The sequence below is a fragment of the Duganella sp. Root336D2 genome (assembly GCF_001425005.1).
GTDB lineage: Bacteria > Pseudomonadota > Gammaproteobacteria > Burkholderiales > Burkholderiaceae_D > Rugamonas.
In genome coordinates this window covers 789,430-807,361 of the sequence record NZ_LMDB01000001.1, presented here as the reverse complement: position 1 = coordinate 807,361, position 17,932 = coordinate 789,430, and the positions used below count along the sequence as shown (strand labels likewise).

At 60.3% G+C, this 17,932-nt stretch carries 22 protein-coding genes and 1 pseudogene; 16 read left to right on the top strand and 7 right to left on the bottom strand.

Translation table 11 applies throughout. From position 1 onward, the window contains the following. Window positions 1-78 precede the first annotated feature (78 nt). The 5 genes and pseudogenes from ASD07_RS03420 to ASD07_RS03400 all read left to right on the top strand — a co-directional run. Window positions 79-1,281, top strand: a pseudogene (locus ASD07_RS03420) (IS5 family transposase); the annotation flags it as partial. Between the two features lie 344 nt (window positions 1,282-1,625). Further along, on the top strand, window positions 1,626-2,186 hold the full coding sequence (locus ASD07_RS03415; protein WP_156397829.1) for a hypothetical protein: 561 nt from the start codon (window positions 1,626-1,628) through the stop codon (window positions 2,184-2,186). Between the two features lie 86 nt (window positions 2,187-2,272). Next, on the top strand, window positions 2,273-2,746 hold the full coding sequence (locus ASD07_RS03410) for an RDD family protein (RefSeq protein WP_055925117.1): 474 nt from the start codon (window positions 2,273-2,275) through the stop codon (window positions 2,744-2,746). 54 nt (window positions 2,747-2,800) lie between these two features. Further along, window positions 2,801-3,157: a hypothetical protein gene (locus ASD07_RS03405; RefSeq protein WP_055925114.1), complete on the top strand. Its 357-nt coding sequence runs from the start codon at window positions 2,801-2,803 to the stop codon at window positions 3,155-3,157. Window positions 3,158-3,161: 4 nt separating this feature from the next. After that, window positions 3,162-3,713, top strand: coding sequence for a hypothetical protein (locus ASD07_RS03400; protein WP_055925111.1), 552 nt, complete (start codon window positions 3,162-3,164; stop codon window positions 3,711-3,713). Window positions 3,714-3,776: 63 nt separating this feature from the next. Here the strand turns inward: ASD07_RS03400 and ASD07_RS03395 are convergent, their stop codons facing one another. Further along, entirely contained in the window at window positions 3,777-4,352 is a 576-nt protein-coding gene (locus ASD07_RS03395; RefSeq protein WP_255356973.1) for a CatA-like O-acetyltransferase, read from the bottom strand. 61 nt (window positions 4,353-4,413) lie between these two features. On the opposite strand from ASD07_RS03395, the gene ASD07_RS03390 reads away from it, so the two are divergent. Beyond that, window positions 4,414-5,625, top strand: coding sequence for a cation:proton antiporter (locus tag ASD07_RS03390; protein ID WP_055925108.1), 1,212 nt, complete (start codon window positions 4,414-4,416; stop codon window positions 5,623-5,625). A 99-nt stretch (window positions 5,626-5,724) separates the two neighbouring features. On the opposite strand, the gene ASD07_RS03385 is transcribed toward ASD07_RS03390, so the two are convergent. Next, window positions 5,725-6,054: a hypothetical protein gene (locus tag ASD07_RS03385; RefSeq protein WP_055925106.1), complete on the bottom strand. Its 330-nt coding sequence runs from the start codon at window positions 6,052-6,054 to the stop codon at window positions 5,725-5,727. A gap of 64 nt (window positions 6,055-6,118) precedes the next feature. On the opposite strand from ASD07_RS03385, the gene ASD07_RS03380 reads away from it, so the two are divergent. Next, window positions 6,119-6,496, top strand: a complete 378-nt coding sequence (locus tag ASD07_RS03380) for a GFA family protein (protein ID WP_055925103.1) — start codon at window positions 6,119-6,121, stop codon at window positions 6,494-6,496. Window positions 6,497-6,502: 6 nt separating this feature from the next. On the opposite strand, the gene ASD07_RS03375 is transcribed toward ASD07_RS03380, so the two are convergent. Both ASD07_RS03375 and ASD07_RS03370 read right to left on the bottom strand, forming a co-directional pair. Continuing rightward, window positions 6,503-7,957: a DUF4832 domain-containing protein gene (locus ASD07_RS03375; protein ID WP_055925099.1), complete on the bottom strand. Its 1,455-nt coding sequence runs from the start codon at window positions 7,955-7,957 to the stop codon at window positions 6,503-6,505. A 66-nt stretch (window positions 7,958-8,023) separates the two neighbouring features. Then, window positions 8,024-8,827: a ferritin-like domain-containing protein gene (locus tag ASD07_RS03370; protein WP_055925096.1), complete on the bottom strand. Its 804-nt coding sequence runs from the start codon at window positions 8,825-8,827 to the stop codon at window positions 8,024-8,026. 100 nt (window positions 8,828-8,927) lie between these two features. Between ASD07_RS03370 and ASD07_RS03365 the strand changes: the two genes are divergently transcribed. Both ASD07_RS03365 and ASD07_RS03360 read left to right on the top strand, forming a co-directional pair. Continuing rightward, window positions 8,928-9,566, top strand: a complete 639-nt coding sequence (locus ASD07_RS03365) for a DsbA family protein (RefSeq protein WP_055925094.1) — start codon at window positions 8,928-8,930, stop codon at window positions 9,564-9,566. A 45-nt stretch (window positions 9,567-9,611) separates the two neighbouring features. Next, the gene (locus ASD07_RS03360; RefSeq protein ID WP_055925091.1) at window positions 9,612-9,968 is read left to right on the top strand and encodes a hypothetical protein; all 357 of its coding nucleotides are present in this window, start codon (window positions 9,612-9,614) and stop codon (window positions 9,966-9,968) included. Here the strand turns inward: ASD07_RS03360 and ASD07_RS03355 are convergent. Further along, window positions 9,965-10,399, bottom strand: coding sequence for a DUF411 domain-containing protein (locus ASD07_RS03355; protein ID WP_055925088.1), 435 nt, complete (start codon window positions 10,397-10,399; stop codon window positions 9,965-9,967). The genes ASD07_RS03360 and ASD07_RS03355 overlap by 4 nt on opposite strands. A 94-nt stretch (window positions 10,400-10,493) precedes the next feature. Here ASD07_RS03355 and ASD07_RS03350 point away from each other — a divergent pair, with 94 nt between their 5' ends. The 6 genes from ASD07_RS03350 (at window position 10,494) to ASD07_RS03325 (ending at window position 14,472) form a co-directional block, all read left to right on the top strand. Continuing rightward, on the top strand, window positions 10,494-11,087 hold the full coding sequence (locus ASD07_RS03350) for a TetR/AcrR family transcriptional regulator (RefSeq protein WP_055925085.1): 594 nt from the start codon (window positions 10,494-10,496) through the stop codon (window positions 11,085-11,087). A gap of 82 nt (window positions 11,088-11,169) precedes the next feature. Continuing rightward, window positions 11,170-12,198: an NADP-dependent oxidoreductase gene (locus ASD07_RS03345; RefSeq protein ID WP_055925082.1), complete on the top strand. Its 1,029-nt coding sequence runs from the start codon at window positions 11,170-11,172 to the stop codon at window positions 12,196-12,198. An 81-nt stretch (window positions 12,199-12,279) separates the two neighbouring features. Further along, window positions 12,280-12,636 (top strand): hypothetical protein, encoded by a 357-nt coding sequence (locus ASD07_RS03340; RefSeq protein ID WP_156397828.1) that lies wholly within the window; start codon window positions 12,280-12,282, stop codon window positions 12,634-12,636. Continuing rightward, entirely contained in the window at window positions 12,636-13,166 is a 531-nt protein-coding gene (locus ASD07_RS03335; protein WP_055925075.1) for a GNAT family N-acetyltransferase, read from the top strand. The genes ASD07_RS03340 and ASD07_RS03335 overlap by 1 nt, the downstream gene beginning before the upstream one ends. Window positions 13,167-13,190: 24 nt before the next feature. Continuing rightward, window positions 13,191-13,970 (top strand): exodeoxyribonuclease III, encoded by a 780-nt coding sequence (xth, locus tag ASD07_RS03330; RefSeq protein WP_055925355.1) that lies wholly within the window; start codon window positions 13,191-13,193, stop codon window positions 13,968-13,970. Window positions 13,971-14,055: 85 nt separating this feature from the next. Then, window positions 14,056-14,472, top strand: a complete 417-nt coding sequence (locus tag ASD07_RS03325; protein WP_055925072.1) for a biopolymer transporter ExbD — start codon at window positions 14,056-14,058, stop codon at window positions 14,470-14,472. Window positions 14,473-14,671: 199 nt separating this feature from the next. Here ASD07_RS03325 and ASD07_RS03320 read toward each other — a convergent pair whose 3' ends face one another. After that, window positions 14,672-16,240 carry a S8 family serine peptidase gene (locus ASD07_RS03320; protein WP_055925069.1) on the bottom strand — a complete coding sequence of 523 codons (1,569 nt, stop codon included), beginning with the start codon at window positions 16,238-16,240 and terminating at the stop codon, window positions 14,672-14,674. Window positions 16,241-16,481: 241 nt separating this feature from the next. Here ASD07_RS03320 and ASD07_RS03315 point away from each other — a divergent pair, with 241 nt between their 5' ends. Then, window positions 16,482-17,195, top strand: coding sequence for a 2OG-Fe(II) oxygenase (locus ASD07_RS03315; RefSeq protein ID WP_229207040.1), 714 nt, complete (start codon window positions 16,482-16,484; stop codon window positions 17,193-17,195). Window positions 17,196-17,213: 18 nt separating this feature from the next. On the opposite strand, the gene ASD07_RS03310 is transcribed toward ASD07_RS03315, so the two are convergent. Further along, window positions 17,214-17,891, bottom strand: a complete 678-nt coding sequence (locus ASD07_RS03310; RefSeq protein WP_055925066.1) for a PEP-CTERM sorting domain-containing protein — start codon at window positions 17,889-17,891, stop codon at window positions 17,214-17,216. Window positions 17,892-17,932 lie beyond the last annotated feature (41 nt).

Genomic DNA, 17,932 nt, shown 5'->3' with positions numbered 1-17,932 from the left:
AATGCGCAAATAACGCTGCTGAGATTTGCAAGGTTTCGCTAAAATGGGCGCAATTCCTTGCAAATTTTCGAGGGTTAGATGGGACCAAAACCAGCTGGACCGCAGAGCAACGACATGTTTCGCCAGCGTTTGGRCGAGCTGGTGAATCCGCTCCACCCGTTAGCAAGGTTGGCGGCGCACATCGACTGGCAAGTGTTCGAGCAGAAGTGGGCGCCCCATTTTCCTTCGTCGCGTGGTCGCCCGGCGACCTCGACACGCTTGATCGCCGGCCTGCTGTACTTGCAGCACACGTTCGCCTTATCCGACGAAGATGTTGTGTGRGGCTGGGTCGAGAACCCGTATTGGCAGCTGTTCTGCGGCGAGACCTGGTTCCAGCACCAGCCGCCGATTGACCCCAGCTCGTTGACGCGCTGGCGCAAGCGGATCGGTGAAGAAGGCTTGGAGTGGATGCTGACGGAAACGATCAAGGCAGCTGAGTCGACCAATGTGGTGAAGCCCAAAAGCTACGAGAAGAKCATTGTCGACAGCACGGTACAGGAAAAAGCCATTGCCCATCCCACTGACAGCAAGTTGCTGGAGCGGGCCAGGCAGCACCTGGTCAAACTGGCCGCCGAAGGCGGCTTGGTGCTGCGCCAGAACTACAACCGCGAAGCACCAAAGCTGGCGGCGCAGGCGGGACGTTATGCCCATGCTAAGCAGTACAAGCGCATGCGCGCCAGCCTGAAAAAACTGAAGACGGTGGTTGGCCGCGTGTGGCGCGACGWGCAGCGACAACAGGAAAAGCTGCCTGCCGCCATGCAGGACAAGGCCCGCGACTTGCTGGCGAAGGCCAAGCGCTTGTTGACGCAAAAGCAGAAAGACAAAAACAAGCTGTACAGCCTGCACGCGCCGGAGGCCGAGTGCATCTCCAAGGGAAAATCGCGCCAGCCTTACGAGTTCGGCGTGAAGGTGTCGATCGCCACCACGCACAAGGAAGGCCTGGTGGTAGGGATGCGCAGCATGCCTGGCAATCCGTACGATGGCCACACGCTGTTCGAGGCATTGGAGCAGGTGGCGATTCTGACTGACTGCCAWCCCAAGGAAGTCTTCGTGGACCTGGGCTACYGTGGCGTGGAGGTGCAGCCTGGCACCAAGGTTTATCACCCCAAACTCAAGCGCAACATCACGCAGCGCCTGCGGCGCGATATCCGGCGCCGCAGCGCCATCGAGCCGGCAATCGGGCACATGAAAAATGATGGCCGTTTGCGACGGAACTGGCTGAAAGGCACTCCTGCGGAAGCTGCGGCTTCTTTTGGCCTTGATCGCAGCCCAGGCAATGCCGCCGCCGATTCCGGTGGCGTGGACTTGGCGCCGACTCCAGCCCAGGCATTGCTGAATAACGATTTATTCAGACCGGACTAGTTGGTTGCGGTGGTGGTGGGGAAAAGAGTTCCTCCAGCAATTCGGCCCCAGTTGATAGTGGAACTGTTGTGCCGCCAACTCCTCCAAAAATCACGAACTCCGGTTCTGTCGATGCTCATTTCATCGCCGGCGCCAGAGCAAGATTCCTCCTCGCCGGGGCTACGATACAAGCGGGAAGCGACCCAACACCATTCACGCAAACCAGCGACGGTGCGGTTACCGTTATGGGCAAGTACGCCCTGACCGGCACGCAGATCGCGACGCAAGAAATCTCTGGTAACTCAAATTATGCCCAAGGTCGTTGGAATGTTGGCACGGTATCACTAGGTAACGGCGCATCGGATTCAATGAGCGGCAGTGACTACAACTCGTACCACTACGTCTTGTTCAACGGCCTTGCGGCCATCCCGAAGAGTGGCTCAATGACATGTGATGCTGGTAAGTTCACCAAGCCAAATTACGTCAGCGGCGCAACCAGGCCATCTGCATCCGCTTATTTTGGCAACTCGACAGGTAGCGCAGCAATTAAGTTTGATACACAGGGCGCTCAAGTGTCGGCCGCCATTTCCCTCACGGCTGGCGTCGTGAGTGGTAACGCCAACCTCTCAACCACAATCTCGAGTGCCCTCGGTAATTCTTTCTATACTGGCGGGTTGGGCGGCAATGGCGCTTGGTTCACACTTGGCGATGCAGGTAATGGCTCCGTCTATCTGATTGTGAGCTACACCGTGGGCTTGGCAAATGGCGATGTGTACCGTGGCCTTGCTACCTTCACCTGCAAGTAATTGAAGGGCGCGAAGCCGGTCTGGTAGACTGGCTTCGCTGTCCACATTGCTCCAATCTACTTCCCATGCAGTCAGAATCCGCAACGATGGAAACACAGATCGACGTCCGTCAACGCTTTCGCTCGGCCAAGCCCGGTATGCTGCTTCCTCGGGCGCTTGCCCAGTTCATTGACGTTGCGATTCTTATTGGTGCCTTTGCGCTTCTTCAGCGTCTCACGGACTATCGGTACGAGGACGGTGTCGCAATCAACTTCCTGGCCGCACTTGCCTTGCTTTCCTATTTCGTCATCTGCGAATGGCGGTGGCGAAAAACCGTCGGGAAGTCGGTGCTTGGAATAAGTGTGGTCGATGCGAATGGCGAGTCGATCTCTTTCGCGCAGTCGTTGGGACGGAATTTGATCAGGCCCTTTGAGGCAATCGTAGGTTCGACTTGCATCGTTGGGGCGGTGCTTATTCTCTTCACAAAGTACAGTCAGCGCCTTGGCGACCTGGCTGCGGGCACCTACGTCATCCCGAGCCACCTTCTGCTCAAGCGTGCGCCGGCAAATAAAAATATTTGATAAGTGAAATTCTGAGAGTTTCTAAGGCCCCCTTGGCGGTTACTATACCGCCCCATGCGCCAGGTCTTTGTCACAAATATTGAGGTCGAATACGAAGATGCGTGGGATCGTTTGTCCCGCGCAGGCATTCCGGTGTTCGAACCTTCCAAGCCGTCCAAAGAGGGACGGGTACTTTGCATCTGGCTCGCTCACCAATACGACGATGCTGTCGAGCTGCTGCACAATCCCCTGCACATCGTTGCCACGGCGGTGACGGATGAAGAGTTCGAACGAATCCAGGCGGCTGCCGCTGTGCGCATGGCCCGCACCCGCGACCACGCTTGGGAACAATCGGTCAATCGCCACGTTGCGTGGGCTTCGCTTCTGCTGTTAAGTGGGTTGGTCTACATAACATTGCCGAACTGGCTGTAAGCCGATGACGGAGCTGTTCTCGGTCATCCGCATGGCCTATGCCGCCACACTCGCAGATGCAGTCGCTTCGTCCGCGCATGCGCATGTGGAACCGGCTTTGCGGGGTGACGACGGCAGCCTGGCGCTCGATGGCGAGTACGACCTGCCGATGCGGGCGGATCTCGTTTCAAGGGGCGGCAGTCAGGCTGGCAAGGTGCTCTCGGTCGATTCCCATACGCGCATGCAGTTCAGCGTGCACACCCTGCCGCTTCCCCCTGCCGTTGTCTACGTCGCGCCTTTTGTGTGGGATGCTGTGGCTTTGCGTGTCGGCGGACTGGTTCCGGAGCAGGTGGGCGCGGTGCTGGCGCCGTGGTTCATGGACTGGTTTGATCCGGAAGATGCGAACCGGCCGAACGAAGAAGGGCTGTTCGGGGTGGTGCATTTTGCCAGCGATCCGCGCGCGGAAGGCGCCTTGGTTGCGTTTGAACTGGACCTGGGCTCGGCGCCTGTGCCAGCACTGGAGGATTTGCTGGCGCGCCTTGCTGCGGCTGGTGCACGCGATATCCGCCTGGCCTAGTCCTGCATCATCGCCGTCAGTTCTGCGGCGATTTGTTCTGCGAACAGGTGGATGTGGTAGCCGTCAACAAAGCCGTGGTGCACCTGTACGGAGAACGGCAACGCAAGGCGTCCCGCGCCGGCATCCCCTGAATTTTCCCCACGCGAACGATGGAATATTCGGTTGCGCCAGCACCGCAGTGGGATGCTGGATCGAGGTGAAATTCAGCCAGGGTATGCAAGTAACGAATACCTGTTCCTTCGCTTCACGCGGCGTCATGCTGCGATACCTGTGATTCAACGCTTCCATATTCGACGCTTCTTCGCGTGCCAGCATGCCGCGCAACACGAACTCGCGCAGGTCATCCGACCATTCGAACTGGGCGAAGTTCAAGTCGTTGTGCTGGTTCTTTACGGTGAAGGAGGGCGTCAGGCGGTCGATGCGAACGACCTCGCCATCCAGGATGCGGTAGCGGAAATTCTCCACCTTCAGCACGGAGCGCAGCACGGCGCACAGCATTACGTGGAAAGGCGGCAGGTTCTGCGCCTTGCACCAGGGACGGAAGTCCGGCAACTCCAGCACGAAAGTCAGGTTCAGGGCCGGACTATCCATGATGTCAAATAGCTCGAAACGGTCCAGCCGGCGATCAAAACTAATCATTGGTATCGTTTCCATGGTTGTGCTAAAGTCAACCGGCTATAAAAATACTTTGGAGCGAAGTATGTCTACAACGGAGATCTTCCTGATCGCCATGCTGGTGATCTTCACGCTGCCATACCTCATTTGGCGCTACGCCAATTTCGATTACTTCGCTCCGCTGGTCATCGTGCAGATTATAGGCGGCGTGCTGCTCGGGCCGGGCGTACTGGGCGCGGTCTTCCCCGATTATTACCACTTCGTATTCACCCAGCCTGTGGTGCATTCTCTGAATGGGCTGGCATGGTGGGGTGTGATGATTTTCGTGATGATAGCGGGGATCGAGCTTGACCTGAAGCTGGCCTGGAACTTCCGCCGTGAGAGCCTGGTGACTGCCGGCCTGTCGCTGGGCGTGCCGCTGGCGCTGGGCTGCCTGGCGGCCGTGGTGCTGCTCGGCCAGCAGGGCTGGATCGGCCCTAAAGGCATGAACTGGCAATTCATCCTTGGTATCGGCATGGCTTGCGCTGTGACCGCGTTGCCGGTGCTGGTGCTGCTGCTGGAAAAGCTGGAGATGCTGCGCCTGCCGATTGGCCAGCGCATCCTGCGCTACGCCAGCCTGGATGACGTTGCGATCTGGGGCGTGCTGGCCATCATCCTGCTCGATTGGGAGCGCGTCGGTCGCCAGCTCGGCTTCCTGCTGGTGTTCGCGCTGGTGACGATCCCGTTCCGCAAAGGCATGTTGAAGGCGCAGGAAAAAGACCGCTGGTACTTCGCGCTGGTTTGGCTGATCCTGTGTGCTCTGGGTGCCGACTGGGCCGGCCTGCACTTCATGGTCGGCGCTTTCCTTGCAGGCGTGGTGATGGATGCGTCCTGGTTCAACCAGGAGAAAATGGACCAGTTCCGCCACAATATCCTGCTGGCCGTGATGCCGGTGTTCTTCCTCAGTACTGGCCTGAAGACCAATTGGGGCGTGGGCGGTTATGCCGTGTTCTATGCGGCTGGCTTGCTGGTTCTGGTTTCTGTCGGCGGCAAGCTGCTGGCGGCGCAGGCAGCAGGCCGCATCCTGGGTTGGCGCGCGGGCGAGGCATCGATCATCGGCTGGCTGCTGCAATCCAAGGGCCTGATCGAGATCGTATTCGCTAATATCCTGCTGGATAAGCAGATCATCACCAATGACACCTTTACCGCCTTGCTGCTGATGGCAGTGGCCAGCACCATGCTGACCGTGCCGATGGTCGCGCCCAAGCTGGCGGCTGGCGTCGCCGGCAGCGATGAATTGAAGCAGGCGGGTGCCTGAGTTGTTAACGGTTTCTGTGGAAAACTCTGTTAACAAGGAGCCCCTTTGCAAGCTAAGCGACTGATTTGATGGCGAATAAAGTTGCTGCTCAATTTTCCATCAACTCAGCCGGCCGAAGGTCAGGAAGATCCACGCAGCGGCAATCACCACCATTCCGGCTACGGTCACGCACGACCAGGTGAAGAAATAGGCTGATACCACGGTGGCCTGCAGCGCGCGCTCGAACAGGCAGCCAAGGCCGAAGTCGAACGTAGCCATCACGGTCCAGCGCCGGAAATAGATCGGCAGGTAGCGGCTCATGTATTTATTGTGCTGCAGGGCGGCGTGGCGCTCGATCACGCTGCGTGCCGCGCTCACGTCCTTGAACAGCCAGTCAAAGAAGATGAAGCGGTAGAGCAGGGTGCGGAAAGGCATGGCTTCGGTCGTCATGTGCGTCTCCCTTGGGTGCCTGGATATATTATCATTCCCGGCATTCCTCCAAAGGAGATAAAGCATGACGGAATACCTGCGCGGTAGCTGCCTGTGCGGCGGCGTCGAGTACCAAGCCGACAAGGGCACTGTGCACAGTGCGAGCCATTGCTATTGCACCATGTGCCAAAAGCAGCACGGTGCTGCGTCCGGGACTTATGCCAATGTGGCCAGTGCCGGCTTCAGTTTCGTCAAAGGCGCAGGCCTCGTGACGGAGTTCCATTCCTCCGACCATGGCCGGCGCGGCTTCTGCAAGGTATGCGGGTCGACCCTGACCTGGCGCAGCACCCAGTCGCCCGACCGGATCGCCATTACGCTCGGCACCATGGAGCCGGAATACGATGGACCGGTGCAGCGTGAACTGCACACGGACACCAAGCCGCGCTGGCTGCCGACCGCTTAGCGGGCGCTAACGGCGGCGCAGCGTCGCTACCGTTAAGGTGCCGTCCGCGGCGCGTTCGCTGATGGTCCACTTCAAGGGTGCTCGCGGTGAAGCACTGGTATCGCGCGCCACCAGGCGCAAGGTGTAGTCTCCGGTCGGCAGTGCCGGCAGCGCCCAGTTGTTCTGGAAGCTGGCGCTGGCGCCGCTGCCCAGCAACGATTTCAGGTTGGCGGAAGTCTGCCCCGACCAGGCCACCGTGCCAGACGAATTCACCAGTTCCGCATTCACCTGCCACGACTCGTAGGCCGGTGTGCTGCCGTCGTTGCGCAGCATTGCCGTCAGTGTCAACGCGCCGCCGGAGGTCAGGTTGACAGTGCTGCTGGCAACCACATAACGGTAGCCTGACTCGCGCGCCATCATCAACAAGTCGTTCTGCTCGGACGCAGTGAGAGCGCCCCAGCGCTCCGAATCCGGGCGGCTGGTCTCGAAGTTCCCGTTGCTGAACAGCGTGATATGGAAGGCAGCCGCCTGCTGGCGCGCGGTGGCGGGGTTGTTCTGCGGGTCGCCGCTGGTGAAGGGACAGAACTCGGATACGAACGGCGCCTTCTGCCACTGGCCTGCAAAGGCCGCCCATTCCGCAGGGCGGTTGGACCATTGGTCGAAATAGCCAGAGCGGCTCAGGCAATCCGCACGCAAGCCTACCGGCCTGCTGGTGATGGTTTGCTCCAGCAGGCCGTAGGTCAACGCATCCTTGTTGGAATAGGGGATGAACATCACATGCTGCTGGTTGGGGAAGGCGTCGAAGTGCATCTTTGCAAATTCGCGCTTGCTGGCATTGGTCGCCGGAGTGATGCCGGCAGGCGGGCTGGCATACGCGCTGGAGCGAACCGCCCATTCGCCGTACTGGCCGAACATGCCGACGTCGATCCATGCGATGTCCGCATTGCTCGTTCCCAGTGCGGCGGCCAAAGCCGACAGCAGGGCACGCGAGCGCTGTTGCAGCCACGGGTCGTTCCAGTCCGGAATGAAAGTCTGGCCGGGCACAGTGGTATCGGTGTCGGCCCAAAATCCGCAGCCTGCCTGGCAATTGGCGTTGTCCACGATATAGGCGGGGGCGTAGACCACGTTGTCATCGTAGCCCGCCATCATGCGCACGCGGAAAGCGAACTTGCGGCCCTGGCTTTTGGCCGCTGCAAGATCGTTCAGGATGGCGCTGAAGTTGTACTGGCCTTCGGTTGCTTCCAGGTCCTTCCAGTAGTAGCGGCGATAGGCGTCCTTGGCCGGCGATGATTGCGGAACCAGTTCCTGGTTCTGCCAGCGGTAATAGCCGCGCAAGGGGTTGATGGTGTCGTCGCTGGCGACGGGAATCGCCGTGTACGTGCGGCTGGCATTCAAGGCGGTCCAGCCTTTGGGGCCGGCGATTGCTGGGGCGGCGCTGGCCGCCAGCATGACAGTTGCGATGAGGAAGTTCAGGCGCGACATAAGGTTCTCCCAATATGTTGACGTCGGGAAAATTTAGCGCGCCTGCCATTCGGCGGCAATAATTACTTAATGTAGTAAAGCGCGCAGCTCTTCTTCGCTGAAGCCTGCCTTGCGGCGCGCCTCCATATTGAAAGGACCCCGCACCGACGCCTTGTACTGCACCACCAGTTCACCGTAAGTCGCCACCGGATCAAGCCCGCGCTGGCCGCACAGGTGCCAGTACCAGCGATTGCCGATTTCCACATGGCCGATTTCGTCGCGCAGGATGATGTCGAGGATGGCCGCCGCCGCCTCGTCGCCGGCCTGTGCCAGCTTGGCGCGCAGCGGCGGAATCGCATCGAGGCCGCGTGCTTCAAGGGTGCGCGGCACCAGGGCCATGCGCGCCATGACGTCGCCGGTAGTTTTCTCCACCATCTCCCACAGGCTGCCGTGGGCGGTGTAGTCGCCGTAAACGTAGCCCAGCGTAGTGAGGTGGGCTGACAACAGTGAGAAGTGATAAGCCTCCTCTTTCGCCACGCGCAGCCAGTCGGTATAGAACTGTTCCGGCATGGCAGGGAAACGCCAGATTGCATCCAACGCCAGGTTGACGGCATTGAACTCGATATGCGCCAGCGCGTGCACCAGCATGGCGCGGCCTTCCACTGTCGCCATCGAGCGGCGGCCGACCAGGCGCGGAGCCACAAGCTCGGGGCGGGCAGGGCGGCCGGGTATTTGCGCCGCCTGCGCGGGCAGTGTGGACGCGGTGTCCAGCAACAGCGCACCGCCAGTCCAGGCGTCGGCCATGGCGGCGACAGCGGCCACTTTGGCAGCGGGATCGGGTTCGACCAGGCATTGCAGCGCAAGGCTGCGGAGTTCAGGCTTAGCTTCCATTTGTTACACCACGTATAGATAGTCTTGCCCCGCACCCTATTTTTCTGCGCAGGGGCCGACAGTATAGTGCCTTCCATCGATAACTTTTTGGGAGAACGTAATGAAACTCGTATATGTTGGCGACCCGATGTGCTCCTGGTGCTATGGCTTCGGCAAGGAACTGGCGCAGCTGCTCGCCGCGCAGCCTGAGTTGAAACTGGAAATCGTGGTGGGCGGCCTGCGCGCCGGCGGCACCGAAATCCTCGACGACGCGGCCAAGCAATTCCGCCTGCAGCACTGGGCGCGCGTGGAAGCGGCGAGCGGCTTGCCCTTCAACCGCGAAGCGCTCCTGGCGCGGCAGGGCTTTATCTATGACACGGAGCCTGTGTGCCGCGCCGTGGTGGCGGCACGCCGCCTTGCGCCGCGAGCCGACCTGCTGGCGGTGTTCCGCGCCTTCCAGCATGCCTTCTACGCAGAGGGGCGCGACACCACGGATGGCAATGAGCTGGCTGCCATCGGCGCGGCCGAGCTGCAGCGGCAAGGCCATGACATCAGCGCCGCCGGCTTCCTCTACACTTGGCGCGAATCGGCCACCATTGCTGAAACGCACGCCGACTTTACCCGTACCCGCAAGCTTGGCGTCAGCAGTTTCCCCGCCTTGCTGCTCGACACCGGTAACGGAGTGCGCGAAGTCAGCCCGGGCTATGCCCATGCTGCCCAGATACACCGGCTGCTGGGCGAGGCATTGGCTGCTGCGTGAGACAGCGCACCGAACGGGCGCAGGCTGCAGGCGCAGAATGCCTGCATGGATACCCAAACAATATTGTTTATTGCCTGTGTGCTGTTCGGTGTCGCCGCTGCCGGCGGTATCGTCATGGCGCTGATCCGCTTGGGGAAAAAGACCAATCCACCGCATTGGATCGCCATGCTGCATGGCTTCATCGCCGCAGCCGGTATGACCCTGCTGGCCTACGTGACGATCTTCTCGCACGTGCCGGACCTGGCCCATATCGGTTTGCTGGCGCTGTTGCTGGCGGCAATCGGCGGCGTGTGGATGAACCTTGGCCGCCACCAGCAGGGTGTGCTGATTCCCAACGCGGTCATGATCGGCCACGCACTGATGGCCGTTGCCGGCGTTGCCTTGCTGCTGCTCGCACTCTAGTTGTAGTGCTGGTAGATCTTGGACGAGCCGTCAGGCAGCACCAGCAGGACATCGAAAGCGTCCTTGCGCGGACCTTCCATGCCCGGCGAGCCAAGCGGCATGCCCGGCGCGGCCAATCCCTTCGCCTTTGGTTTGGAGGCCAGCAAGCGCTTGACTTCCGCCGCCGGCACATGGCCTTCAATCGCATAGCCGTCCACCACCGCGGTATGGCAAGAGCCGAAACGGTCCGGCATGCCCATCTTCTCGCGCATATCGGAAGGGTTGGCGACGTTGTGCGCCTCCACCTTGAAGCCGTTGTCGCGCATATGCTTGACCCAGGCCTCGCAGCAGCCGCAGGCCGCGCTCTTGTAGACGTTGATGACAGGCGTGGCAGCCATCGCCAGCGCCGGCATGGCCAGCACCGCGGCCAGGAGTGTTTTACGGATCTTCATGGGAGCATGGTGCCACGGTCCTTTGCGGCAGCGGAATGACCTGGGTCAAAAATATGCCTAGACGACTGGTCTAATTAGGTCTATCCTGTGCCGCATGACAGCTACCAATTACGCCGACGTTCGCCAGGGCATCATCGATGCGGCCATGCCGCTATTCATGCACAAAGGCTTCAATGGCGTCGGCCTGACTGAACTCCTGGGCGCCGCCAAGGTGCCGAAAGGTTCGTTCTACCATTACTTCGGCTCCAAGGAAGTCTTCGGCGCGGCCGTCATTGACAGCTACTTCGAGCGCACGCTGGCGCGTATCGACGATCTGCTGGCGCGGGGCGCCACCGGGCGCGAAGGTTTGCTGAATTATTTTGAAGACTGGCGCGAATGCCAGTTGGGCGAATCCGGCCAATGCCTGGCCGTCAAGCTGGGCGCGGAGGTGAGCGACCTGTCGGAAGCCTTGCGCGCCTCGCTGCACCGCGGTGTCAGCGGCATTACCTCGCGGCTGGTGCAGAGTATTGAACGCGGCATGGCGGATGGCTCGCTGCAGCAAGGCCTGGATGCCAAGGTGCTGGCCATCGCGTTGTACCAGAGCTGGGTAGGCGCAAGCCTGCTCGCCAAGATCAACCATGACCGTGCGCCGCTGGATACGGCAATGGCGGGAACGCGGCAGGTACTGAATCTAACGCAGCAAGCATGAACCGAGCGGGGCGCCGGACCGGCCACCCGCTTTTTTGTGGATTGAATCTAGACGACTGGTCTAATATTGAAAGGAGCTTCAAATGAATGCTACTACCAACCGCCGCATCGTTCTCGCCTCCCGCCCGCAAGGCGCGCCTACGCCCGACAACTTCCGGCTCGAAGAAGGGCCGGTGCCGGAACCAGGAGAAGGCCAGGTATTGCTGCGTACCCTCTACCTGTCGCTCGACCCTTACATGCGCAACCTGATGGATGAAGTCCCGCCCGCTTATGCGCCGCGCGTGGAGCTGGGCGCCACCATGGTGGGCGGCACCGTGAATCGCGTGGTGGCATCGCGCCACCCTGGCTTCAAGCCTGGTGAAATCGTGCTGGGCAACGCCGGCTGGCAGGATTACGCGCTGTCCGATGGCAGCGACCTGCGCGCGCTGGGCGACATGAAGCAGCCGTCGCTGGCGCTGGGCGGGCTGGGCATGCCTGCCTTTACCGCCTACGTCGGACTGCTCGACATCGGCCAGCCCAAGCCTGGCGATACGGTAGTCGTCGCGGCTGCGACCGGGGCGGTCGGTTCCATCGTCGGCCAGCTCGCCAAATTGAAGGGGGCGCGCGTTATCGGCATTGCCGGCGGCGCCGACAAGGTGGCTTTCGCCCGCGACGAACTGGGCTTCGACGTTGCCCTGGACCGCCACGACCCGCAACTCGCGCAAAAGCTGGCCGAGGCTGCGCCGGGCGGCATTGATGTCTATTTCGAAAACGTAGGCGGGGCGGTTTTCGACGCGGTGTTGCCCCTGTTGAACGTTGGTGCGCGTGTGCCGGTGATCGGCGTCATTGCCCAATATAACCAGAATGGTGCAGTGCAAGGTGAGGACCGGCTACCGAAAGTCATGTCGGCCATCCTGCAGAAGCGCATCCGGATGCAAGGCATGGTCATCCTCGACCACTATGAATCGCGCTATGAAGACTTCGCACGCGACATGTCGGCTTGGGTTGCGGATGGCAAGATCAAGTTGTTCGAAGATGTGCTGGACGGTCTGGAACGCTCACCAAAAGGCTTAATTGGCTTGTTGCAGGGCAGCAATTTCGGTAAGGTTGTAGTGTGCGTCGCAAATTCCTGAAATGTTGTATATATCTCTGGCCGGGGGCTCTTTCTGCGTGGCATAATTGATTTAGTTCTTAATAATATTCCTGAACAATTCATGAATGTCTCCAGATTGATTATGGCGTTGTCGATGGCCCTGGCCGTCGGTACTGCAGCCGCCGCACCCCAGCCAACCAACACGTGGGACAACCTTGTAGGGATGAAGTACGCAAAAGCCCGCAAGGAAGTCATCGATGCAGGCTGGCGCCCCGACCACCGCAATGCCGGCGCGGAATGGGAACGCCAGCTCCAGGGCCAGTTCCCTGAGCTGCGCTCCTGCGAAGCCGCCAGCGGCCAATGCACCTACTTTTTCGTCTCCTATGACGGCATCTGCCTGAAGGTTGTGACCGAAGGCGAAACCGTCGCCGCCTTCAAGGTGCGCAGCGTGGCACAAGGCTGCCCTAAGCCACAGTAATGAAGTTCTCACTGCGGCCCGCAGTGGCGGCCGACATGGCCGAAATCATGCGGCTGGAACGCGCTGGCTTTGCGCAGGCGATCCAGGAAACCGAGGAAGCTTTCGCCGAGCGCCTGTCTGCCGCGCCCGAAGGATGCTGGGTGCTGGCCGGCGAAACAGGGTGCTTGTACGGCTATCTTTGCGCCGAATTCTGGCCGCTGGAACCAGGCTTCAATCCCTCCCGCTTTGCGCGCAACCATGCGGCGGCCGAAAGCCATGTGCTGGATGGGGAGGAGGTGTACGTCTCCTCGATGGTGGTTGATCCGGCCACACGCGGCACAGGGTGGGGGCGCCGGCTGTTCCGCGACGCCCTGTCAGAAATGTTCACCCGGCATCCGCGCCTGCGCAGCACGATCCTGATCGTCAATCCCGAATGGTTGGCGGCCCGCCAAATCTACAGCGCCGAAGGGTTTGTGGAAATCGGCGAAATCGAAGGCTACTTTGCTTCCGGCGAGGAGCGGCTGCCCGCCATCGTCATGCGCCGCAACTGACCCGGTTTGTGCATAATGGTCGCCATGCGAGTTGCGACCTTCAACATCAACGGAATTGGCGCCCGCCTGCCGGCGCTGCTGCAATGGCTGAATGAAACCCAGCCGGACGTGGTATGCCTGCAGGAGCTGAAAGCCCCGCACGAAAAATTTCCCGAAGCGGCAATCAACGACGCCGGCTATGGCGCCATCTGGCATGGCCAGAAAAGCTGGAACGGCGTCGCCATCCTGGCGCGCGGCAGCACACCGGTGGAGCTTGGCCGTGCCTTGCCGGGCGATCCGGAAGATGTGCAGAGCCGCTACATCGAAGCAATGGTCGGCAAGCTGATGGTCGCCTGCCTTTACCTGCCGAACGGCAATCCGGCGCCCGGCCCCAAATTCGACTACAAACTCAAATGGTTCGACCGCCTGATTGCGCGCGGCGAAGAACTGGTGGCCTCGAAGAAGCCGGTCATCATGGCTGGCGATTACAACGTCATGCCGACCGAGCTTGATGTCTACAAGCCGGAGCGCTGGGTGGATGATGCGCTGTTCCGCCCCGAAACCCGGGCGGCGTTCGCGAAGCTGGTCGGGCAAGGCTGGACCGACGCCCTGCGCACCATGCACCCCGACGAGAAGATCTACACCTTCTGGGATTACTTCCGCAACGCCTTCGGCCGCGATGCCGGCCTGCGCATCGACCACCTGCTGCTGAATCCGGTGCTTGCACCGCGGCTGCGCGGCGCCGATGTCGACCGTGTCGTTCGCGGCCGCGAGAAGCCCAGCGACCATGCGCCGACCTGGGTTGAGTTAGAGGGGCACTTCTAATCTTTTCGCAACTGTTGTTTCCACGCGGTATATTGGCCTCACTCCGGAGTTGTTCGTTTTGATAACACTAACCTGAGGAGGCACCATGCGTTACGCACGCAATGCAGCACTGACCACACCGTCCGCCGAAGCTGAGCCGCTGAACCAGTTGAATATGACGCCGCTGATTGACGTCATGCTGGTCCTGATCATCATGCTGATCGTCACCATCCCCAAAGCCAACCACTCCATCGGCATGGACATGCCAAGGTCGGGCGGCGCCATCGAGAAGCTAGCCCAGACGCTGGAAGTCGACTTCGACGGCACGCTGTGGTGGAACGGCGCCCAGCTCGCAAGCCGCGCGGCGCTGGAAGAAAAGCTGGGGGCGCTGAAAGGCGACGACAGCATCCAGCTGCGCTCCAACGGCCTCGCGCCGTACAAGGTGGTGGCAGGCGTGCTGGCCACGGCGCAGAAGCTCGGGGTACGCAATATCGCCATCGTCGGGAATGAACGCTTCCAATAACTTCTTACTGAAATCCGGTGCCAGGTCTGACATTTGGACAGACGACCCAGTTCTTTGATAAATCTCAATACGCAAATTCCCGTTATTTTACGTATTGAGCCAGATCAAATGATCACGCTACCTGTCCAAATGACAGACCTGGCACCGAATAAAAAAAGGGCGCCGCGAGGCGCCCTTCGTGCTTGGAGAAAGCAGTAACTTAGTTGCCGCAGCCCAGGGACTTGATGCGGTCGTAGGCTGCCTTGGCTTGCACCATGCCGTAACCGGTCTTGTTGTCCTTGCCAGCGGTTTCCAGGTCCAGCGCGGACTTGGTCAGCGAGGAGCGGATCTGCGAGCCGGTGCAGGTTGGGAAGTAGGACCACACCAGTGCCGCGACAGCCGACACGTGCGGGGTTGCCATCGAGGTGCCGTCGTAGAAGGAGTAGTTGGTGGCCTTCACTTCGACGGTCGCAGACTGGCCCAGCTGGCCTTTCATCGCTGCGCCGTCGACATCGGTCGCGGTCACCGAAGGAATGCTGGTCACGGTGGTGCCCAGGGTGCCGCCGAAGGTGCCAGCTGCGTTGTTGTACACGATCGCGCCGACGCCGCCGGATGCCTGGCAGTTCGACACTTTGGTGGCGAAGTCCACGGTGCCGCGCTGGATCAGGCAGACCTTGCCGGACACTGAGCTGTTGACCGCATCGCCCAGGCCGAAGTCGGCCAGCGGAGCGGTGCGGGTCAGCTTAGGCGAGCCGTCCATGTCGCCTGGAGCGTAGGTGCTGGCGCCTACGCTCAGGTGGGATTCGGAACCGGCGCCCATCGGTACGGTCGACAGCACTGCCACGCCTGGGCCGGAGATTTCAACCTTGCTGTTGTACTGCGAGAAGGTGGCCCATTTCTTGAATTCGTCGACGGCGGCGACCATCATCACGCTGGAGTAGCCTGCTGGGTAGGAGACAACGGTGTTGCCGTCGTTGCCTGCAGCGGCGATCGACAGGATGCCTTTGGACTGAGCGGAATCGAAGGCGCGCTGTTCGGTCTTGCTCGAACCGCCGCCGCCCAGGGACATCGAAATCACGTTGGCGCCAGCGGTCACGCATTTGTTGACCGCGCTAGCCAGGGTCGAAGAGTAGGCCCAGCCGTCTGCGCCGAATACTTTGACGATATGCAGTTTCAGGTTCTTGTTCGGGTTCACGCCGACCACGCCGGTGCCGCTGTTGTTGATGGCGGCGATGGTGCCTGCCACGTGCGAGCCGTGGTGGTTTTCGTCGGTGTACCACCAGCCGGTGCCGGAGTCGTACTCGCCGGTCACGTTGTTGCCGTTCAGGTCTTCGTGCGCGCGGTCGTAGCCGGAGTCGATGATGCAGACTTTGCGGTTGGCGGTGTTGGCGTCGGACAGCTGGTCAGCCTGGGTTGCCTTGATGCCCCACGGTACCAGCTGGCCCAGCTGGTATGGCGTGCCGGTCGATGGCGAGGTGGTGGCGAATGGATAGCGTTTCACGTCTTCTTCGACGTCGATCACGTCAGCGTGCTTTTTCAAGTTTGCCAGCTCGGCTTTCGACAGTTCAACAGCCATCGCATCGGCGCCGAACACTTCGTGCTTCAGCTTGCCTTTCAGTTTGGCGACGTGCTGTTTGATGTTGCCGGATTTGCCAGCATGGAAGGTGACAATGTAGCGTGCGCTATCGTCTGCTGCGAAGGCGTTGCCCATTGCGCCGAAAGCGATGACGCCAGCCAGCAGCTTGGCGCCGAATGCGATTTTGGAAACCTGGAATTGCTTCTGAACCATGAAAATCTCCACTCTGTGTAAGGTGTATATCCTTGAGCCGTTGTTCGGCATGAATTATTTTTGCCGTAGTGAAAAGATTTTTCACTCGACTGGGACTGAGTGTAGGGAGAAAAATCCGGGAAATCTATCAAAATGTCTCCAGTTGTAGCGGGCTGTTGAATTTAGCATACACTTTTGTTAAGAATGAGACATTTTGCAAGTCGCTGTCTCAAACTTAACAAATGAAAGTTGGATTTGCCGTATGCTGCCCGGCATGGACGACTTTATCGAAATCTATGACGGCGCCTTGACGGCCGAGCAATGCCAGCAGATCCTGGCGCGTTTCGAGGCCAGCGGCAAAGCCGTGCGCGGCAAGACGGGGCAGGGCGTCGATGTGGCGAAGAAGGACAGCTATGACCTGACCATCAGCCAGCACGCGGAATGGAACGATGTATCCAACCTGATGATGGCCAGCGTGCTGGCCCACCTGTCGCGCTACATGGACAAATACCGCATGCTGCTCGCGGGCGCGCTATCGCCGCGCGTGGCCGATCCGGAAAGCGGGCAGCCGGTCACGCTCGATATCGACAATTTCGAGCGCTGCGGCCGGCCTTACCTGGCGCAGCTGATCCAGTCCATGTACCGTGCCGGTCCGATCAATGTGCAGAAATATTTGCGGGCCAGCGGCGGCTACCACCATTGGCATTCCGAGATTTATCCGCAGAATGCGAGCTGCGAAACGCTGCACCGCGCATTGCTGTTCCAGTTTTACCTGAACGATGTGGCGGAGGGCGGGGAGACGGAGTTCTACTACCAGCAGCGCAAGGTGGAGGCGCGCCAGGGCCGGCTGATTATTGCGCCGGCCGGCTTCACCCATACGCACAAGGGAAATGTATCGCGCAGCGGCGATAAATATGTGGCTACTTCGTGGATCCTGTTCCAGCGCGCCGAAGCGATGTTCGGCGCGCCGGGTTGAGGCGCGCGTTTAAAGCGATCAAGCGCGGCGGCGGCGGCGTGCCAGGGCCATTGCGCCCAGGCCGCCCAGCAGCAGGGCGCCGCTGACTGGTTCAGGTATGTCGGCTGGAGGGGCCGCACGTTCGCCGGTCAGGCTGATATTGTCGATCGCCCAGCTTTCGTCCGTGTCGCCTTGCCAGACAGCGCCGGAAGCGAAGAACTCGATGCTGTGCGTGCCAGCGGCCAGGTTGTCCAGGGTGAAGCTCATTTCATAGGCCTGGTCTTCCCAGCCATAGAAGCCCAGGTGGGAGTGGTTGAGGAAGGTCAGGTGCGCGTCAGACGCGGAATTGCCGAACGTGTCAAAGTTTTGCTTGTACAGCTCTTTGCCATCGACACGGATATTGAAGTAATCCGGGCCGTAGCCGTTGTTGGCATCCCACGAGTCGATGGCGCCAAAGGACAGCTTCAGGGTCGGGGCGTTGATTGCGCTGGCAAAGTTCAGGCTCAATACCGACGCGGCCGCTGGATTGCCAGTGGCGCCATTGCGCAGCATTTGCTGGCCGAAGCCGAGCTGGCTGTAACCTTGGGTGGCGGTCAGGGCGCCGGCGCCGCTGAAGCCGTTGGCGTTGGATTCGAAGTTGTTCGTGTAAATAACGTCTGCAGATGCTGGGATCGAGGCGGCTACTGCCAGTGCTGCGAAAATTGCTTTGAAGTTCATTCAGGGTCCATTTTGTTATTAATCAAACAGAAATGCATTTA